Below are 18,651 nucleotides of genomic sequence, written 5' to 3' on the forward strand. Positions count from 1 at the left end.
CTTCTATTCGCTTAGCAAGTGTAAATTATAACTTTATAAAATTTATATATAATTATTTACGCTAAAAGGACTTTCTGTAACACACACCTGCAAACAATTCAACATCCTCTTCCTATCACGTTCTTTATAATGATTTAAACATGCAATTTGGATCCAATTATTTTTTTGCAAATAAGATGACTCATAATGAACAATGTATCCTTGCAATGCTAATGCATCGCCTACTGTTTTAGAAGAATACCCTTCATTTAACTGAATGGTGAGTATAATTTGCGCGGTGTGCTCTTTAGGTGAAACAAGCTTTAAACCCATATTAGTAATAGCTTCTTCCATATAAGCATATGTCTCTTTTATTTTTACAAACGCCGTTTCATCCTCAAATTTCTTCAATGCTTCTTGCAGTGCGTAAATTAAATTCCATGAATGAGAATATGGAATACTGTCATTCATTTCATACATACCAATGTCCATATACGCAGGTATTGCTTCATTTTTCTCTATATTGTGATTATGAAAAACGAAAGATAGTCCTGTAAATGATTTAATCGCTTTCCCGCTAACGCCACTTGCAAAATATACATCCTTCAAATCTATCGGTATCGCTCCAATTGAACTAATACAATCTACACATAGTTTCATATGATATTTTTTACAAAAAACATTTAGCTCGTCCAAATTATTTAACATTCCAGTTGATGTTTCATGATGAACAAACCAAAGCCATTCATAATTTCCACTTACAATTATTTTTTCTAATTCGATTTGTTTAAACGGCTCTCCCATTTGTTTTTTATACGTATCAAAATTTAAATGTGCTCGTTTTGCCTGCTCAATTAATCTATTACCAAACTCTCCATTCGCTAAAACTAACCCTTTACCTTTTAAAGAACGTATCTGTAAAGCAATCGCATCATTCGCTAACGTCCCTGTTCCTAACATAATTTGTACATGTTTTGCTTTTGTCATTTGAAGTAATCGTTTCTTTACATTGTCCATTGTCACTTGAAATGACTTAGAACGATGCGAAATAGGCTTAGTAGAAAACGCCTTTTGAACATTCTCTTCCATGTCTACTGGGCCAGGTAAAAACGTAAATTCTTTCGTCATAATACCTCCAACACTCGATTCTTCGAACATAGTAGGTGTAACATACATTGGCTGAAAAGCTGCTTCTTCTGTTCCAACTAACGTATGGAAAGATTTGAACCCCATTTGCTTATATAAAGGCAGCTCACGTGTTGTAGCTGAAATGAGTGCCAATTCATATCCATTTAGAAGCAAATAACGATGTAAAAAGCGAATTAATCCTAACAACGCTCTACCATTTCGATATTCACGTTCTACTGAAAGCAAACGAATTTCATATATGTTTTCACCATGTTTGTTTAAATATACATCTAAATTTGAGATTTTATTGTGTAATGAGAATGGGCGTTTTCCTCTTACCGCGACCATACCTACTAACTTCTCACCATCTAAACAAATTAAATATGTATTTTCTTCATGAAATCGATCTATACGCAAACGTTCCTCCGTTTCTTCATGTTGCGGAATTTCTTCTACAAATGTTTTATAGTTCAATTTATGTATACTTTCAAATTCCCAAGCTTGATCAGCAATTTTATAAATTATCCCCATGTCCTATCCCCTTTCTCTCTACTTATTGCTCGTTGTTTAATTCATAAAAATTATAAGTGGAGATACCCCCACTGATTATTAGCCTTCACCAATCGGGCTTTTACGGGCAGCCCGACCCCCACCTAACTTCTTTGCTTCCGCTGAATTTTGAGGTGGGGGTCTTATTGCCCTTTAATGCGGGATAAAAGGTTCACTTTATTCTCGATTTACATATAAAATAAGAACAATAATAAGTACACTTAATATAGTCGTACCAATAGAGTAAGAATAAAAAACCATACAAAATGGCAAACAAGCGATTGTAATTAACCCTGGCTTTGTAAATCCTTTAAATATTAAATAAAAAACAATAAAAATACCTATGAGGGTAAGCGCTATCAAATAATCAAATGCGATGAGTCCTCCGATAAATGTCGAAATGCCCTTTCCGCCCCTACCTTTAAACAACATTGGGTAAATATGTCCAATAATAACGGTCAATAATGTTAACATTACGAATGTAGCATCTTCAAAAAGATATTTTGCTATACAAACTACAATTGCACCTTTAATCGCATCACCTAAAAATGTAACGACGAAATACCATTTTCCATATACACGCCCCATATTTCTTGCGCCAGGATTTCCACTTCCTTCATCCCTAATATCAACGTTATGTCTCAACTTTGTTACTATATAAGCGGTCAAGATGTTACCAAATAAATAAGAAGCCACCAAATACAAAAACTGCATACTATTAATCATGTAATCATTCACTTTCTACATGGGAATACATATACACTATTCAATTACTACGTATATTGTACATTTTTCAATCTACATCCCTTTGCACATTTTAACATCATATTTTTACAAATCATATAAAAATTCTCATTTATCTATTTACACTTTAAAATATAAATCCTTCATTAAATAATATGTTCCTTTCACTGCCATTTCTGATTGTGATACAAATGTAAGTTCTTCAATCCTTTCCTCACAGCACTTCTTAAATACATCATATATTTCAGGAACTAAACGTAGTATGCTACCACTTACTGCAATTGGAGTTGAAAACTTACATTGCATCTTATTATAAACATCTACTGTAATTCTCGCTAATTCCTTACCAGCTTGCATCATAATTTCATGTGCACCCTCATTCCCATTTCTCGCTTCCTGAATAACTAATGGTGCGATTGCTGCAACTTTATCTTTTGAAGAAGTATATACTAGGCTTTTTATATGAGACGGTGTCAAAAGTTGAAACTGCCTTTGAATATTCAAGCTTAATGGACAAAGGCTAACTCCTTGATCGAATTGTAATGCCATTTTCTTTAAAGCTTGTAATGCAATCCAATATCCGCTTCCTTCATCCCCTAAAATATGTCCCCATCCACCGCTATACTCGTATACTGTCCCTTTCTTTCCTAGGCAAATCGCACCTGTACCGCCAATTGTTAAAATTCCTTCCTTCCCTTTTAAAGCAGCTGCATGTGCAATCATTGCGTCATTAAAAACTTCAATTTGTGTTCCGTACTTCTTTTTTAGACGTATTGTTAATTCATTTGTATTTGCTCCACTTATACCTGCTAATCCTAAACAAATACAAACGCAATGCTCATTTATTAAACGTTCCCAACATTGATTAATCGCATCTATAATATGTGTGAGTGCATTCTCATAATTTATTACTATATTTCCAAATCCACTCGTACCTCTCGCAAGCTCATTTCCGTCTTGATCAAATGCAATTGCTTCTGTCTTCGTCCCCCCACCATCTACTCCAATCATATACTTCATTTACTTGCCCTACTTTCATCTTCTAGTCGTATGGAAAGTTATATTCCCTAAAACAACCGGTTCCTTAGCACCTGTAGCACTCGGCACATTACTCGGATTACGATGGTACGTTTCGTTTGCTAAAACTGCAAATGCGATTGCTTCTTTCGCCGCTGAAGAATACCCAATATCTTCTTGAATACATATTCTGCATCTTTCTTCTCTTAATTTATTCTGTATCATTTCGACAAGTGTGTCATTATAGCTTCCGCCTCCACCTAGAACTACCTCATCAATTTCATACAATGGAAAAATAATCTCCTTATAATGATGAACAATTGAACTTGCTGTAAACATCGTGACAGTCGTCAATATACTTTCTTTACTATACTTTTCAAATCGCTTTAATAATTCACTCACAAACTCTTTTCCAAATTGTTCTCTACCTGTTGATTTGGGTGGTTTCATTTTTAAGAATGGATGGTTCATACAGTATGTTAATATTTCATCTACAACTACTCCCTGTTTTGCAATTTCACCATTTTGATCATATGGTAAATGGAATAACCTTTGACACACTTCATCAATTACCATATTTCCTGGACCAGTATCAAAAGCAATAACACTTTTATTACTTCGTTTACTTGGAATGACTGTAACATTACCAATCCCGCCAATATTTTGCAGTAGCCTATTTTTAGTTTGATGCTGGTATAAAATAATCTCTGAATATGGTACAAGTGGTGCGCCTTGTCCCCCTGCTGCCATATCCATCGTTCGAAAATTAGAGATTACTGTTGTTTCCGTTTCATATGCTATAACTGCTGGTTCTCCAATTTGTAATGTCGAAGAAATAAAATTGCCTTCTTGCTTTGGCTGATGATAAATCGTTTGTCCGTGAGAACCTATTAAATCTAATCGTTCCAATGACAAATTAGCCTTTTTACAAACTTCCTTTACAGCATTAGCAAAACATAAACCAAGCTTAAAGTTCAAACTGCATATCAATTGAACATTAGATGTATCAATTGATAAAGCCTGCTGTATCTCATTTTTTATATCCTTACAAAGTGGAACAGTAGTAAAATGAATGAGTTCAACTTTAGAATCTACACCGTTTCCTTCAATATGAACGAGCGCTACATCTATTCCGTCTAACGATGTACCGGACATTATCCCTGCAATATACATACTATGCATGCCCCCTATTCACTAAAAAACAATTATGTAAGTAAACAACGTACAACCTACAGAAAACAATACAAATCTAATAAACAACTGGACTTTCGATACAAATGTGCCATCAATAAAAGAAACAACGATTGTAAGCAAAACACTTGCCGCAATACTTGTAACGAGCCATATACTATGCATTTGTGATAGATTTAGTATTCTTAATAAAGGTACTAAAAGTAAATTTGCACATATTACTCCAAACAATAATATAAATACACCTTTATAACTAAATTTTATATTCATTCCTTTATACCTTCTCTCAGTTTAATATGAAAGAAGTGATAGACAAAAAGTCTATCACTCAAAATAACCGTATAAAGCTTAAGGACTAACAGATTCCCCGTCACCATTCTTTTCAATTTCAATCATATTTTTGTCATACATTTTAAAGAATGGTAGGTAAATAAGAAATGATATTGCTATATTTATAAAAACTAATACCACTGCACGCCAATCCCCACCTGTGGCTAAATACGCGCCAATTGGAGCTGGTAATGTCCACGGCGGCATAATATGTGTTGGCGTTACAAATCCCATCGCAGTTGCTGAATATGCAACTGTTGCTGTTACGAGTGGTGTAATGATAAACGGGATAATTAAAATTGGATTTAGTACAATCGGTAATCCGAAAATAACAGGTTCATTAATATTAAAAATACCAGGAACAATACAAGTTCTTGATAATGCTTTCGAATATTTTGATCGACCAAATACAATCATAGCTAATACAAGCCCTAACGTCGCACCAGAACCGCCAATCCATATAAACCATTGATATAACGGTTCTGGTGATATGAATGGCAACTGATCTGCTCCACTAGCAATTGCTTCACCATTTTTCCCTAAGTAAACTTCCCATAATGGCCGAGCAACAGTTCCAACAACCGACACACCATGGATTCCGAATGACCAAAAAAATGTAATTAAAAACACTGGAATGATTACACCGAAGTAACTATCACCAGCTTTTACTAATGGTGCTGCTAATTTATCAACAACATGGTGTAAATCAATGCTAAAAACGACAGTTACTAGACTCATTATAATAATAACGAATGCAGCAGGTATAAGTGCTTCAAATGAACGTGATACAGATGGCGGTACTTGTTCTGGCATTTTAATCATTACATTTTTCGTCTTACAAAACCTTAATATCTCTACGGATAAAATAGAAACAATCATCGTCACAAATAATCCATGACCTCCGAGATTTGTCATCGGAAGCATAAATCCTTTTTTATCAATTAATTCAGGGGTTAACGTTAATAGCAGTGAACATACCGCAAGCTGTGCTCCTGATAAAGCATCTAGCTTATAACTTTTCGCTAAATTATATCCTATTCCAAATGCTATATATAAAGACATAATAAACATCGTTAACCGATATGGTATTAATATACTTGTTTGATTTTTCAATGCCCATACTGATATGAAACTATCTTTCGGTAATGGTGGAAATGCTACTATTAAAAAAAAACTCCCTACGATAATAAATGGTAACGCCGAAATAACTCCATCACGGATTGCTTGTAAATGCCTCTGTTCAGAAAGCCTTGCCATCGGTCCAGATAAGTTTTTATCAAGAAACGTGACAAACTTATTCATAACGCTTCCCCCTAACTAATTAATTCATTTACAGTTTTCAACAAAGTCGGTCCACCAAGCGGTGTGTATGCTTGCGGTGGAATAATACCGCACGGAATGGATTCCTCTTCTGCAAATTTTTTTACAGATTCAAATCGGTGTCTTATTTGAGGTGCAACCATTACAACATCCCAACCATTCTTTACTTCTTCCTCTACCTCATTCGTTCCAATTGCATGCACTTCCATGTACACACCTTTTTTCTCCGCTTCTTTTTTTAAAGCGTTTACAACAATTGCGCTGGACATTCCTCCAGAACAAACGAATAAAACTTTCATTATTGAAGCCTCCTATACTTATAAATTATTTCCTTCAAATGAAAGAAAGTTTCACTTTACTAACAAGCATATGAAGACATGAAACGATTTAGTTATACTGAAAGTAAATTTCACTAAAAATATTTTTCCTATTAAATTAATGTTTCAATATTTATTTTTCTCAATTGCAAGGCCAACCTCATATCATATATTATTTTAAATAATCGTATAATAGGGAGGCGTATAAATGATTATGAAACGTTTATTAATGATGTGTTGTATCATCATCTTGTTTACTCCTTTCTCTTTCATTTCCCCTCACTCTACCTATGCTGAAGTAAATACTACTTACAAAAAGCATGAATTACGCGCTGTATGGCTAGCATCTGTTCTTAATATTGATTGGCCCTCAAAAACTGGCTTACCTATCGAAAAGCAGAAACAAGAATTTATAAAATTATTAGACGATGTAAAAAACACTGGTATGAACGCAGTCGTTGTACAAATAAAACCAACCGCTGATGCTTTTTATCCTTCAAATTACGGTCCTTGGTCTGAATACATTACAGGTACACAAGGAAAAGACCCTGGATACGACCCGCTCGCATTTATGATTGAAGAAGCACATAAAAGAAATATAGAATTCCACGCATGGATTAATCCATACCGAATAACGATGAATCACACTGATATAAATCGACTATCAGAAAATCACCCTGTAAGACAACATCCCGATTGGGTTGTACCTTACGGCGGGAAGCTATATTACAACCCTGGTATTCCAGAAGTGAAAAACTTTATAACAGAAGGCGCTTTAGAAATCGTAAAAAATTATGATGTTGATGCAATTCATATGGACGATTATTTTTATCCTTATAAAGTAGTTGGCGAAGAATTTCCTGATCAAAAAACATTTGAATTATATAATAACGGGAATTTTTCAACTATCGAAGATTGGCGTCGCAATAATGTAAATGAACTCGTAAAAGGTTTAAATACTGCTATAAAACAGGAAAAATCATACGTAAAGTTTGGCATTAGTCCGTTCGGCGTATGGCGAAATATAGCTGACGATCCAACTGGCTCTAATACAACCGCAGGTCAAAGAAACTACGATGATCTTTATGCTGACACACGTGAGTGGATACAAAAAGGGTACATTGATTACATTACACCGCAAATATATTGGAATATCGGTTTCACACCTGCTGCATATGACATATTAGTAGATTGGTGGGTAAAAGAAACAAATAACAAACCGATTCACCTTTACATCGGTCAAGCGGCTTATAAAATTAATAACAACTCTGTCCCTGCTTGGTCTAATCCAGAAGAATATCCGAAGCAAATCGCATTAAACCATCAATATCCACAAATAAAAGGTAGTATGCATTTCAGTTTAAAAGATATAAATAACAATCCACTTGGAATAAAAGATAGACTCTCCAAAGACATATATATACATCCTGCATTAATCCCGCCCATGCCTTGGCTTGATCATGATCCACCAAAACAACCTACTTTAAAAGGTGCCATTCCAAGAGATGAAGGTATTGCTGTGGGAATAATTGACAATAGAGATAATGACTCTGCTTATTACGCCATTTACCGTGTGAATGGAAAAAATGAAGTGGATATACACAACCCAAAACATTTACTTACCACTGTAAGAAAAACAAAACTTGGAGAAATTTACGTAGATAAAACGGCTATTTCTGGAGAAACGTATACGTATGTGGTAACTGCAGTTGATCGATTGCATAACGAAAGTGTTGCTTCTAGTTATACTACCGTTAAGGCAAAATAAAATCTCAAAAAAACGCCTTAAAGCTGAGAAACACTTAGCTTTTAAGGCGCTTTTTCTATTTATTCTTAAACTTCTCAGTCGCTGCTCTCATCTTCACATTCAAATCATGATCAATGGAGTCCCGAATATCACGCTCTACTACTTCCATTTCTTTTTTGAAATTTTGCAAGTAGACTTTTAACTCTTCTTCTTTTTCTGGTCGTTGTGACGGAGGTAATTGCACCACTAAAGATAACATCGCAGTTAAATCTTTCATTAAGAACGTTTCAAGTTTATGTTGTTGTTCAAACATACGCTGCTCTTGATAATACGGCAATGCATTTAATACTGAAATTGTAATATCATCAACTGTTCTTTGTAATGAAGGATTTATCGAGCGTTTATACGTTTGAATTGTATTCAATGCATCTGGATATCGATCATAAAAATACAATTTATAAAACGATAGGTCTGACGGTTTTACAGTTTGCTGCGTTTCTTGTCTTAAGAAATCTTTCACTTTCATCGCGGCCACATCGATATCTTCATTTGTAAGCTTTTTCGTTGTTTTTGCCATTACATGCACTTTTTTCTGTTTTTCTTTCGGTAACATTGAAAATACTTGCTCTCTCGTACGTTGACTTGATGTACAGAAAAGAGTATTCAATGTATGTTGTTCTTTCTTTCCTTCTGTACGAATCCATCGATAAAAGAGTGGATGTTGCGTAAACTCTTGTAAAAACGGTGTCGATTTATTCGATAATTTTTCTATAGAATCTTGCGCCCTCTTGTATGGTTTCGTCCATGAAAAATACAGTTTACGTCCGAAATATACTACTAAAACAACGACAGTAAATGCGATTAAAAGTAATGTACCTAATAGTACTAATACTGTTTGAATGAAACTCATTTTTTCACCTCCTCTAATAATCTGTTATTTTCTTGGACGTTGAATGAGTTTCTGCTTCATCTCATCATTAAATGTGTCTAATTCAATGACAAATTTCTTACTAGACTCAATAATACGTTCTGACGATTTCTCAGAAGCTTCAATCGCAGCGAATACATTTTGGAATGATTCACGTAATTTATCCATGCTAATAGCAGGATTTTCAAGCAACTTTGTTGTTTCTTCTGTATTTTGTTTCAATGCTTGAGAGTTACTTAATACCATTGATTCAATTGCTTCATTTGTCGCATTAACAGCATCAATTGTTTTACGTTGATTCGTTAATGCTAGCTGAATAGCAGCTGAAACTGTTACAACGTTTTGCGTCATCGTAATTGCATTACGAATTGCCTCTGTTAACTTTTCATTATTTTTCTTAATGATATCTACAGATGCAATCGATTGTAATAGTACACTTTTCGCTTGCTGCATATTACGTGTACGTACAAGTATCTTTTCTAATGCATCGTTTATTAATGGAATATCTCTTTGACGCTCTGGGTTTTGCTTCTCAGCTTCAAGCATCCCAGCAAGTTTTTTCCCTAAGTATACTTGTTTATCAAGAGCATGAATTTTATCATGCGATTGCTCTTTTAACATTTCAAGGCCAACCGTATCTTCTTGCAAATTGTCACGGCCAATTAGAAGGGATCTAATAATCTCCTCGATTTGCTTATCTATAGATTGGTATTTATGCACATATGTTTCAAGTGGATTTTTTTTGAATACTTTAAACATTATTTTCTTCATGCCACTTGCTTTTAATGAATTCGGATCAAGCTCTGATACCACTTTTCGTAACTCTAACAATGTATTTGGAATTTCTTCATTTTTCCCATTCATCATCGCTGTTACAGGACGTTTTAACGCCGATAACGTTTGTCCTGCTGCTTGTTGCTCTTTATCCCCTAAATCTCCTAGCTGAGACAATACTTTTGATAAATCTGTATTTTGCTCGCTATTTAACTTTTGTACATAAAGATCAGCTTCTTTATTCAATTCATCAAGTTCTTCATCTTTTATAACTGTATCAACTACTACTCCTACATTATTATCTTTCACAATTGATACGGGTTCTTTTTTCTCGAGTTCAGTCAACAAAATCGCTCCTTTATTTATATGTGCGAATTTATATGCACTATTTTTCATTTCATTTATCGTATTTCATGTACAATCAGTCTGTTTGAAATCGATTTTTCAAGAAATATCTGCTTATGCAGTCATTCCCTGTTTCTTAGTATAAGTATACCTGTTATCCACATTATTTTCCTCAGACTTAAGACCTAGAGAAGAACATGCTGAAGGCGGATTCTTCGTATGTTATCTATATAATTTACATTCTTTCTGTCATGCTGTAGTCAATCTTTTGACATTTGCCCGCTTTCAATGTGATAATTATATTACGTTCACTTCTATTTATTTTTGCGCGCTACAAATGCTCCCTTTTGAAACGCTAATAACACCGTTTCAAACACATCATCCTCTTCAATCATTTTTATGAAATCAGCTAATTCACTCGCATGGGAAGTTGCATTATCAATAACAAGAAATCCTTTTGGTTGTAAAATACGTTTTATATGCTCAAGCCACCACATGTATTGTGTACGCTCTGAATCTAGGAAAATAAAATCAAATGAATAATCGAGTTGCGAATCTAAAAATGCCCCTGCTTCTTGATTATGAACATCGATTCTTTGTAATAGGTTTGCCTTTTCAAAATTTACAAGCGCCTCTCCCACTCGTTCTGAAGAAAGCTCTACCGTTGTTACATTTCCATTTGTTTCTTCTACCGCATTCGCTAACCACAATGTAGAATAACCATTAGAAGTTCCAATTTCTAAAATTTTTTTTGCATTACACCCTTTTACTAAAATTGATAAAAATTGCCCCATTTCACGAGAAACATTCCGTAATTTTTCTTCCCGTGTTTTTTTATTCCGATCATGCTCTTCTCCATATTGTTCAAGTTGAAATAATAATGAATTTAACGTATCCATTCTTTTCATCGCCTTTCCAAGCAATATGATGAAAAAGCTCTTGCTGCCCGTCTACTTTTCATTATATGCGAAACGAAACCCTTTTTCTCGTTATATGACAAAGATTTTAATTTTTTTATAGCATATTGTTTCGTTTTTTGGTAAAGTTAATTTCTACGTGCAATTATTCCATTCCTATCATTTTACATTAAAATTGCAGTTATTAAATAATATAAACCCCATTTAAATGAATCGGTATTTCAAATTCAATTAAGCGCCCTTTTCGGACGCATTTTCTTTTGTTTATATATTTCTCGAAGAAAGGATGCTTACAATGAACGTGATTAGCTTAGATGCTGCAAGAAAGCGAAAGCAGCATAAAAAATTAATGATTACAATACCGATTATTACACGTATTTATGAAGAAGACGGGGAAATTAAATTTGAGGTAGCCGGTGAAAAAGATGTACCTCTTGAAATGTTAGAAAAGTAATAAAATAAAGACGCATTTCAGTTGAAATGCGTCTTTATTTTATATTTTCACGTTTAAATGCATAAGTTTTTCAGGATTAACCATCATATAAATGTTTGAAATTTTCTCATTCTCAAATACAAATGAAAGTACATAAGTCACTTTATTATTTATAGTAACAATAACTCCTGGTGCACCATTTACCATTTTAAAATTAACATTATACTCTGCCGGTAATTTTTTCGCAATTCCAAAAAACAAACGTATAATTCTATCTGCAGAATAAATCGGATGAATTGCAGTTGTCACTTTACCGCCACCATCTGCTTTGAATATCGCATCTGTTTTTAATACTTCTAACATGCCTTCCGCATCCCCACACTGTAATGATGATACAAACTTTTCAACATAAGCAGCCATTTTCTTCGTACTTAATTTTGATTGCTTCGGTTTATCCAAAATACTTTTTCGTGCCCGTTGAAAGATCTTCCTACAGTTCACACTACTCTTATCAACAATTGAAGCTATTTCTTCGTATTCATAACTGAAAACCTCTCTTAATATGAAAACAATCCTTTCTACTTCAGACAGTTGCTGTAAAAGTAATAAATATGCTGTAGAAAGGGATTCTTTCATTACAAATGACTCCGATGGCTCATCACTCTCTTCTACAAGTGGCTCTGGTAACCACATCCCCACGTACACGTTACGTTTATGCGCTGCCGAACGTAATTTATCAATTGAACGATTTGTTGCCATCTTACACAAATATGCTTTCATATTTTCGATAGATTGAATATTCTCTATGTTATTCAGCGAGATAAATACATCCTGAACGATATCCTCAGCATCCATAACACTCCCAAGAATTCTATACGCTAACGAAAATAATAATGGTTGATATGCTTCATATAATTGCTCCGTTTCCATGATGAACACCCTCACTTTCTAATTGCTTTAAAATGTGTAACGCCGCACGTTTTCCGCTTGCTACTGCAGCATCAGCTAATAATTCATCCTGCCCAGTCCAATCACCTGCAACGTAAATACCTGGCATTTCTGGGATATTAGGACCTGGAGTTTCAACTCGTTCAATATGAGGAAAATCATATACTACTGTTATTTTCGATAAATATTGTTGTGCAACAACTTCTCTTTTCCAATTTGGATGTAACAACTCCATCGCACTTTCTAACTGTTCTTTATCTTCATGAATATGATTCATCTCTAGCGCAGGATTATGGTACTTAATTAGACTCACTGCAATGGATCCATCTTTACTTAATTTAGCTGCTCTTGATTGATTCGTGAAAAATATAGGCTGATCTAACCCTAATGCAAATTGATGTGTAGGATCGGGTAATCGTCTCAAACCAATATCTAATGCAGCAACGGTAACCGGTACCGATTGTTCACTCCATCTATGCAAACTTGTTCCTTCTGTCCCTTTTATTATTTTACAAGCCTCTTTCGGTGGAGTCGTCACGATGACTTTACCTACTTCAAATACCTCATCGTCAAAACAATGTATTCTTTGTTTATCTTCGTAATGCTCTATTTCCAAAACATGCTTTTTAGCCAAAAATTGCACCCCGACATTATTCGCTATATCTCTTAATTTTGTTATAATCGTCTCCCAACCACCATCTACATAAAGTACGCCTTCTTTCATAGATAGTTGTATTTGCTTTAATACTGAAGAAGCTAATTGTATTGTAGGAGCAAACGTATATGTTGTTGTTCGGCATAGCGCATAAAATATATTGCGAACCATTGGATCTTTTATTTCATTTTCCGCCCATGCAGTTAGGCTCATTTTTGGAACTTCTCCTACATCTAAATTCCCTAAACGAATCATAAGACGTGAGAATTGTACTTTTGCAGACCACGAAAGTAGTGGTGTTGATAAAATAGAGCGAAAATCTGTTGGGATAGTGAATATATCCCCTTTCCATATTCCATGTGCTTTTGTAGTCGGTATTCCACCCGGAAGATTCATACCGAGCTCATTAAAAGTTAAAAATGCTGCTCCTCCTCTATATAAGGCATGTGCACCAAGATTCATGCAGATCCCATTTTTATTTATAGTCATCCCTCGACCACCAAATCGACTGGACTTTTCTAATACAATCACTTTCTTTCCAGCTTTCGCTAAATATATAGATGCTGTTAATCCAGCAAGCCCACCGCCAACAATTGCTACATCAAATTTCTTCATAATAAAATCCCTCCTTATCGTTCTACATACAAGACGAACGATTAAGGAGGGATGTGACATGAAAATATATTTTTATTTATCTACTGACTTTCATTATTTTTTTATTCGGTCATATTGCATTCGAAATAACTCAATTGCAAATGGAATATCCTCTTCACTCTTTATATAATAACTTATCCATCCTGATTCAGGTAAGATGTGATGTGCTTTCACTAATCCTTGGTTCACTAATTCATCTCGCTTTAACTTCGGAAATGGTAAATCAACTAATTTATCACCATGAAGATGACCAAGTTCCTTCTTACCATAATTTATTTCAATACCACCAAATCGATGCGGTTTTTCAGAAACACCCGTCCAGCTGAGCACTTCATTTCTAATCATTTCACTAAATGACATAAACATTCACTCCTTATAAATGATTGATGTAATTTAAAATTAACATTTTCATTACTTTTTTCCATCAATCAAAAGTATGAATGAGAATACGAATATAGTTTAATCTCAACACCTTTATTTTTTACATATTTAAAACAATTTTAAACGGGATTTATTCTATTGAAATAAGTTATGAACTCAGCCCCATTTACACTGCCTACTCACAACTACAAGAATCTCAAAACGTATCAAGTGTTTCACGAATATGTATCACCACTACAAGTGTGCTAGATTGCTATAAAATCCTTGGAATGATTCATCAATTATACAAACCAACTATAAACGATTTCGAAGACAATATAGCACTTGAAAATAGCCATTTTAATAACAATTTATTAACTACAGATCCAATCGCTTTCCACAATCTAGTATCGTATGAACTATTTGAAAATATCATTACGGCTTATACTTCAGATTTATAACCCATTTATTTACCAGATGGTGCTACAATTATTGATTTTACTTTCTCTGCATTTCCAAGAATTGCATATAACATGAAACAAGTAAAAGTAAATGGTATACCTGTTCCACTTAAAACAAAGGTATCTCATTTTGACGTCATAGAAATCCATTTTGTTTTAAAACAAAACTCGGCATTAGGGTGGCTAAATTACGCCAATACCGCTAAAGCACAATTAATTATTCGGCAAAAACTATCTTAAATAAAAGTCCAATTCCTTTCTAAAAGGCATTGGTCTTTTCATATAACGTAACCATTAAAATATACTTTAATATTTTTACTCCTAACATCACGAATTCCGCCTTTCATTCGTTCACTCTAATTTTTATCCGTATTAACATTATGAGAAATAAGAAGTACAGGCTATATTCTTTATAAAATAAGTGAATGTATTACGATACAAACAAATGCACATAACTAACACTAGGCACATATCCTAAATTTGCATCCACACTTTCCAATAGAAAGGCAGGTAATACAATTGACTTCCAATATCGACTACACCTCTCCTTCAACCAATTTCACTCATGATGTAAGTAAAAGTAATTTTTTTAAGAAAGATGCCCAAAACTATATAAACGTACTTGGCATAAAACAATTAAATACTTTAGAAAATACTTCTCTACTAGATATTTATTTAAGTACAGGCAATGTTGTAGAACCACATATTCATCAAAATGCAGCTGAACTTGTTTACTGCATTTCAGGATCTGCTGTTGTTTCTTTACTTAATCCATTTACAAATCAAATATTAAACTTACCGATAAAACCAGGGCAAGTTGCCAACATTCCACAAGCATGGTGGCATTACGAAATCGCTTCAGCGGATAATACTCATTTATTAGCTATTTTCGATGCCCCAACCCCAGAAGTTATTTTTAGTTCTGATATTTTAAGATTAACTCCAGCCGATATGATGGCTCATACTTATTGCCTCAATGAACAACAATGGAAACAAGCAGTATCCCCCATTCAATCTACTACAGTAATTGGTCCCCCAGCAAACTGTAATCAAAACCGAGGAATGATAAATCCACCGACTCCACACCCTAATCAAAAACAAAATTTATATTACCAAGATTCATATTATTTCCCTCTTTACTGGGGATATTAATTTATACCATAAAGAAACAATCATTTATCTCCTTGGAAAATACCTAGGAGATTTTTTATCGTAACAATTAATAGAGTACATACATATAATATTTATATATTAAATTGGAGGTGATAGTACTATGAGTAATTATAATTATCGAAAAAATTACTCTAATAATAAAAATAGTAGTTCATCAACATCCTCTCAATCTTCCAATTCTCAATCACAAAGAGATTTAGCCGAGCAAGGCTATGTAAAGAAAAAAGGATGTAACTGCAATAAAAATAAATAAGATCTTTTTTAGCTATACAAAAAGGAATACTCTTAAAAAGAGTATTCCTTTTTTCAATGCTCACCATTTAAGACGCGATGCTTAGACGAATGTTATCCCTGCACTTGCGAATCCTGTAATAGCAGTAGCTATATCAAAACCTGGTGTAGTTGATGAAACAACAAGTAATATCTTATCTTGTGGAGCGACCGCAATTGCTTCTCCGATAATACCACTTGAAGTGGCACCGATAGCAATAAGACCACTAAATGCTGGTGTTAATAGTAACGGTGTACCTACTGGCGTGAAAGTATTACTTGCTGCTGGTGCGCTGTACAACTGCATTTGAATTTGTATGCTTCCTAATGCTAAAGCAACCGCTACAGTTACACTAAAGAATCCTGCTAACGAAGTAATTGTACCTGCGCGAGGAGCTACAAATGCGAAATCAAATACTGGAGGTACAGGACCTATAGTAATTGGGCCACCAGGTGGGACAATTACAGGGAAGAATGAACTTCCAAATCCAAGAAGTGCTCCTGTGTTTGCTAATCCACCTAAAACAGTTGCTAATGCTACTGGTCCACCTGATGCAAACGGAATAACCGCTCCAGCTCCTGTTGCTCCTGTTCCGGTTGGGCCTGTTGGGCCTGTTGGACCTGTTGCTCCTGTTGGACCTGTTGCCCCTGTTGCTCCTGTTCCGGTTGGGCCTGTTGGACCTGTTGGACCTGTTGGACCTGTCGCCCCTGGAGTAGCATTGATTAATTGAATTAATAAATTAAAAAGAAGTTGTAAAGTTGCAGAATCAACATTTGAGTTGCAGGATATAGGGATAAGATCTAAAGCGAAGAAGAATTGTGCAAGGGCGCTATAAAATTGTTGCAATAATGTTGACAATTGTCCTAAATTAGGTGCTGGAGATTGTAATAAAACTATTATACTTTGAGTTAATTGTTTCAAAAAATTAACTTCTGGGGAAGGTAATAAGGAATTTAAGAAAATTAAAAATTGATTAAATAAATCGAGTAACACTAATCTGTTTGCATTACTTGGATTTGCAAAAAATGCTGAAATAGCTGATACTAATGAGTTTAGTAAAGTAATTAATTGACTTAATTGTTCCCTAGTAATAGGAACTGACTGTGGGTTTTTACAACAATCTGCTGAAAAAACAATCGGATTGCAGTTATTATGATCAAAACAATCATTATGTTTCATTTATTTCCTCCTTACTTTTCTTATATTTGAGTGTTTTCCTATTCTAAGTACTATAAAAGATGCGATTGAAAAAAGTAGTTGAGTTATATGTTTCTCTTAAAATAGGAAACATGAATGATAATCAAACTTGAAAACGTTATTTAATTATGTTCATGACTCACATATTAATTATATGTTTTTAATAATTGAGTGCTTAGATTAAACACCTAAACTTAAGAGTTTATTTTATTTTTCCACGTTTATCTCTTAAACCAAAGAATACATATTAATTTGAATACAAAAATTCAAATTAACCCTTAGCATATCTTCCACAAATATCAACATCGCTTTTTAATTGTAGTAAAAATTATACCTTTAATAAAATTATGCCACTCTTCTAATCCTAAAGCCGTTTCTATTATAGAAAACTCTCATACAATATAGTGGACAAGTTATTCAATACTTCGTTCCAATAAAATATGAATAGGAGTGAGACTTAATTGCCTATCATTCAACCATTTATGGCATCTAGAAGATTCACATCTACACTAGGAGCCGGGACTGGCACAGGCGCAGCCTTTGCGGTTGCTGCCACAGCTTGCTTAAACGATGCGGGTACTACTGCAACTGCTTTTCCGACTTTCACGTATTACAACCTATATGTAAACGGTATCCTTCAGCCAAGCGTGAACTCCAGTGTTACTATTGGCCCTACTGGCGCTATTACAATTCCTGGTGGAGATGCATTAGACGGCGGAATTCCAATCACAATCGAATTTATCGTCACTTAATGTTAACGAATGTAATTTAAAACAAAAAAGACAGATTCCTTTTAAAATAAGAATCTGTCTTTTTTAATTAATAATGATAAATTGCAAAATAATTGAAGACCCTTGCGATGGTGGTTGATTATCCAATAAAGTTAGTTTACCAGTACTAACTTCATAAAATGGTTGTGGTTGCAGAATTCCATTAATAAACAAATTAATATATGAAACCTCACTAGGTGATAATATATTCGTTGTACCATATTGAGCTATCCCATCTGCATTTGTATATATAAGTTTCTCTCCATCTGAAAAAGTGTAATATAACAAATTGGTTGTTGTTATAGGGCCAATCCCCCCAGTAGGACCTGTTACTCCCGTTACTCCCGTTGGCCCTGTTACTCCTGTTGATCCAGTTGCACCTGTACATCCAGTACAAAAAGAAACTCAAGATCCAGCTGTACCACCTGAAGGACATGAACAAA

19 protein-coding genes and 2 pseudogenes are annotated in these 18,651 nt (G+C 34.3%); 6 read left to right on the plus strand and 15 right to left on the minus strand.

Translation table 11 applies throughout. The features are described 5' to 3' along the window. Positions 1–42: 42 nt before the first annotated feature. From JDS95_RS27320 to JDS95_RS27350, 7 genes are all read right to left on the minus strand, one after another. The gene (locus tag JDS95_RS27320) at positions 43–1,638 is read right to left on the minus strand and encodes an aminotransferase class V-fold PLP-dependent enzyme (protein ID WP_000511442.1); all 1,596 of its coding nucleotides are present in this window, start codon (positions 1,636–1,638) and stop codon (positions 43–45) included. A 195-nt stretch (positions 1,639–1,833) separates the two neighbouring features. Further along, a complete protein-coding gene (gene plsY, locus JDS95_RS27325; RefSeq protein ID WP_000610844.1) occupies positions 1,834–2,382 on the minus strand; it encodes a glycerol-3-phosphate 1-O-acyltransferase PlsY in 549 nt (182 codons plus the stop codon). A 138-nt stretch (positions 2,383–2,520) separates the two neighbouring features. After that, positions 2,521–3,420 (minus strand): BadF/BadG/BcrA/BcrD ATPase family protein, encoded by a 900-nt coding sequence (locus JDS95_RS27330; RefSeq protein WP_000876608.1) that lies wholly within the window; start codon positions 3,418–3,420, stop codon positions 2,521–2,523. Between the two features lie 15 nt (positions 3,421–3,435). After that, on the minus strand, positions 3,436–4,590 hold the full coding sequence (gene anmK, locus JDS95_RS27335) for an anhydro-N-acetylmuramic acid kinase AnmK (RefSeq protein WP_000274951.1): 1,155 nt from the start codon (positions 4,588–4,590) through the stop codon (positions 3,436–3,438). A gap of 21 nt (positions 4,591–4,611) precedes the next feature. After that, positions 4,612–4,878, minus strand: coding sequence for a hypothetical protein (locus tag JDS95_RS27340; RefSeq protein ID WP_001021947.1), 267 nt, complete (start codon positions 4,876–4,878; stop codon positions 4,612–4,614). A 78-nt stretch (positions 4,879–4,956) separates the two neighbouring features. Next, a complete protein-coding gene (locus JDS95_RS27345; protein ID WP_001032297.1) occupies positions 4,957–6,240 on the minus strand; it encodes a PTS sugar transporter subunit IIC in 1,284 nt (427 codons plus the stop codon). 11 nt (positions 6,241–6,251) lie between these two features. Next, positions 6,252–6,557: a PTS sugar transporter subunit IIB gene (locus JDS95_RS27350; protein WP_085450784.1), complete on the minus strand. Its 306-nt coding sequence runs from the start codon at positions 6,555–6,557 to the stop codon at positions 6,252–6,254. Positions 6,558–6,783: 226 nt separating this feature from the next. Between JDS95_RS27350 and JDS95_RS27355 the strand changes: the two genes are divergently transcribed. Next, positions 6,784–8,343, plus strand: coding sequence for a glycoside hydrolase family 10-like protein (locus JDS95_RS27355; protein ID WP_000605565.1), 1,560 nt, complete (start codon positions 6,784–6,786; stop codon positions 8,341–8,343). Positions 8,344–8,398: 55 nt separating this feature from the next. Here the strand turns inward: JDS95_RS27355 and JDS95_RS27360 are convergent, their stop codons facing one another. The 3 genes from JDS95_RS27360 to JDS95_RS27370 form a co-directional block, all read right to left on the minus strand. Further along, the gene (locus JDS95_RS27360) at positions 8,399–9,232 is read right to left on the minus strand and encodes a DUF3974 domain-containing protein (RefSeq protein WP_000008388.1); all 834 of its coding nucleotides are present in this window, start codon (positions 9,230–9,232) and stop codon (positions 8,399–8,401) included. A gap of 24 nt (positions 9,233–9,256) precedes the next feature. Further along, positions 9,257–10,369, minus strand: coding sequence for a toxic anion resistance protein (locus JDS95_RS27365; protein WP_000137414.1), 1,113 nt, complete (start codon positions 10,367–10,369; stop codon positions 9,257–9,259). Between the two features lie 314 nt (positions 10,370–10,683). Then, positions 10,684–11,277, minus strand: coding sequence for an O-methyltransferase (locus tag JDS95_RS27370; protein WP_002175719.1), 594 nt, complete (start codon positions 11,275–11,277; stop codon positions 10,684–10,686). Between the two features lie 304 nt (positions 11,278–11,581). Between JDS95_RS27370 and JDS95_RS27375 the strand changes: the two genes are divergently transcribed. Next, complete coding sequence (locus JDS95_RS27375; protein WP_001100984.1) at positions 11,582–11,740, plus strand: hypothetical protein; 159 nt, start codon at positions 11,582–11,584, stop codon at positions 11,738–11,740. 39 nt (positions 11,741–11,779) lie between these two features. Here JDS95_RS27375 and JDS95_RS27380 read toward each other — a convergent pair whose 3' ends face one another. The 3 genes from JDS95_RS27380 to JDS95_RS27390 all read right to left on the minus strand — a co-directional run bounded on the left by JDS95_RS27380 (position 11,780) and on the right by JDS95_RS27390 (position 14,336). Then, positions 11,780–12,649 (minus strand): sigma-70 family RNA polymerase sigma factor, encoded by an 870-nt coding sequence (locus JDS95_RS27380; RefSeq protein ID WP_000447154.1) that lies wholly within the window; start codon positions 12,647–12,649, stop codon positions 11,780–11,782. Next, the gene (locus tag JDS95_RS27385; RefSeq protein WP_000712986.1) at positions 12,627–13,937 is read right to left on the minus strand and encodes a phytoene desaturase family protein; all 1,311 of its coding nucleotides are present in this window, start codon (positions 13,935–13,937) and stop codon (positions 12,627–12,629) included. Before JDS95_RS27385 ends, JDS95_RS27380 begins: the two co-directional genes overlap by 23 nt. A gap of 93 nt (positions 13,938–14,030) precedes the next feature. Then, on the minus strand, positions 14,031–14,336 hold the full coding sequence (locus tag JDS95_RS27390) for a luciferase domain-containing protein (protein WP_000010330.1): 306 nt from the start codon (positions 14,334–14,336) through the stop codon (positions 14,031–14,033). A gap of 155 nt (positions 14,337–14,491) precedes the next feature. On the opposite strand from JDS95_RS27390, the pseudogene JDS95_RS27395 reads away from it, so the two are divergent. The 3 genes and pseudogenes from JDS95_RS27395 to JDS95_RS27405 form a co-directional block, all read left to right on the plus strand. Further along, positions 14,492–15,037 (plus strand): annotated as a pseudogene (locus JDS95_RS27395) (HD domain-containing protein); the annotation flags it as partial. Positions 15,038–15,316: 279 nt separating this feature from the next. Then, positions 15,317–15,949: a cupin domain-containing protein gene (locus JDS95_RS27400; protein WP_199690887.1), complete on the plus strand. Its 633-nt coding sequence runs from the start codon at positions 15,317–15,319 to the stop codon at positions 15,947–15,949. Between the two features lie 121 nt (positions 15,950–16,070). Then, the gene (locus JDS95_RS27405; RefSeq protein WP_199690888.1) at positions 16,071–16,223 is read left to right on the plus strand and encodes a hypothetical protein; all 153 of its coding nucleotides are present in this window, start codon (positions 16,071–16,073) and stop codon (positions 16,221–16,223) included. An 81-nt stretch (positions 16,224–16,304) separates the two neighbouring features. Here JDS95_RS27405 and JDS95_RS27410 read toward each other — a convergent pair whose 3' ends face one another. Then, positions 16,305–17,420: an exosporium glycoprotein BclB-related protein gene (locus tag JDS95_RS27410; RefSeq protein ID WP_199690889.1), complete on the minus strand. Its 1,116-nt coding sequence runs from the start codon at positions 17,418–17,420 to the stop codon at positions 16,305–16,307. Between the two features lie 479 nt (positions 17,421–17,899). Here JDS95_RS27410 and JDS95_RS27415 point away from each other — a divergent pair, with 479 nt between their 5' ends. Next, positions 17,900–18,190, plus strand: a complete 291-nt coding sequence (locus JDS95_RS27415) for a DUF4183 domain-containing protein (RefSeq protein ID WP_001121651.1) — start codon at positions 17,900–17,902, stop codon at positions 18,188–18,190. A gap of 63 nt (positions 18,191–18,253) precedes the next feature. Here the strand turns inward: JDS95_RS27415 and JDS95_RS27420 are convergent. Continuing rightward, positions 18,254–18,601 (minus strand): annotated as a pseudogene (locus tag JDS95_RS27420) (DUF4183 domain-containing protein); the annotation flags it as partial. Positions 18,602–18,651 lie beyond the last annotated feature (50 nt).

It is taken from the genome of Bacillus cereus group sp. N24, from assembly GCF_016483345.1.
GTDB lineage: Bacteria > Bacillota > Bacilli > Bacillales > Bacillaceae_G > Bacillus_A > Bacillus_A toyonensis.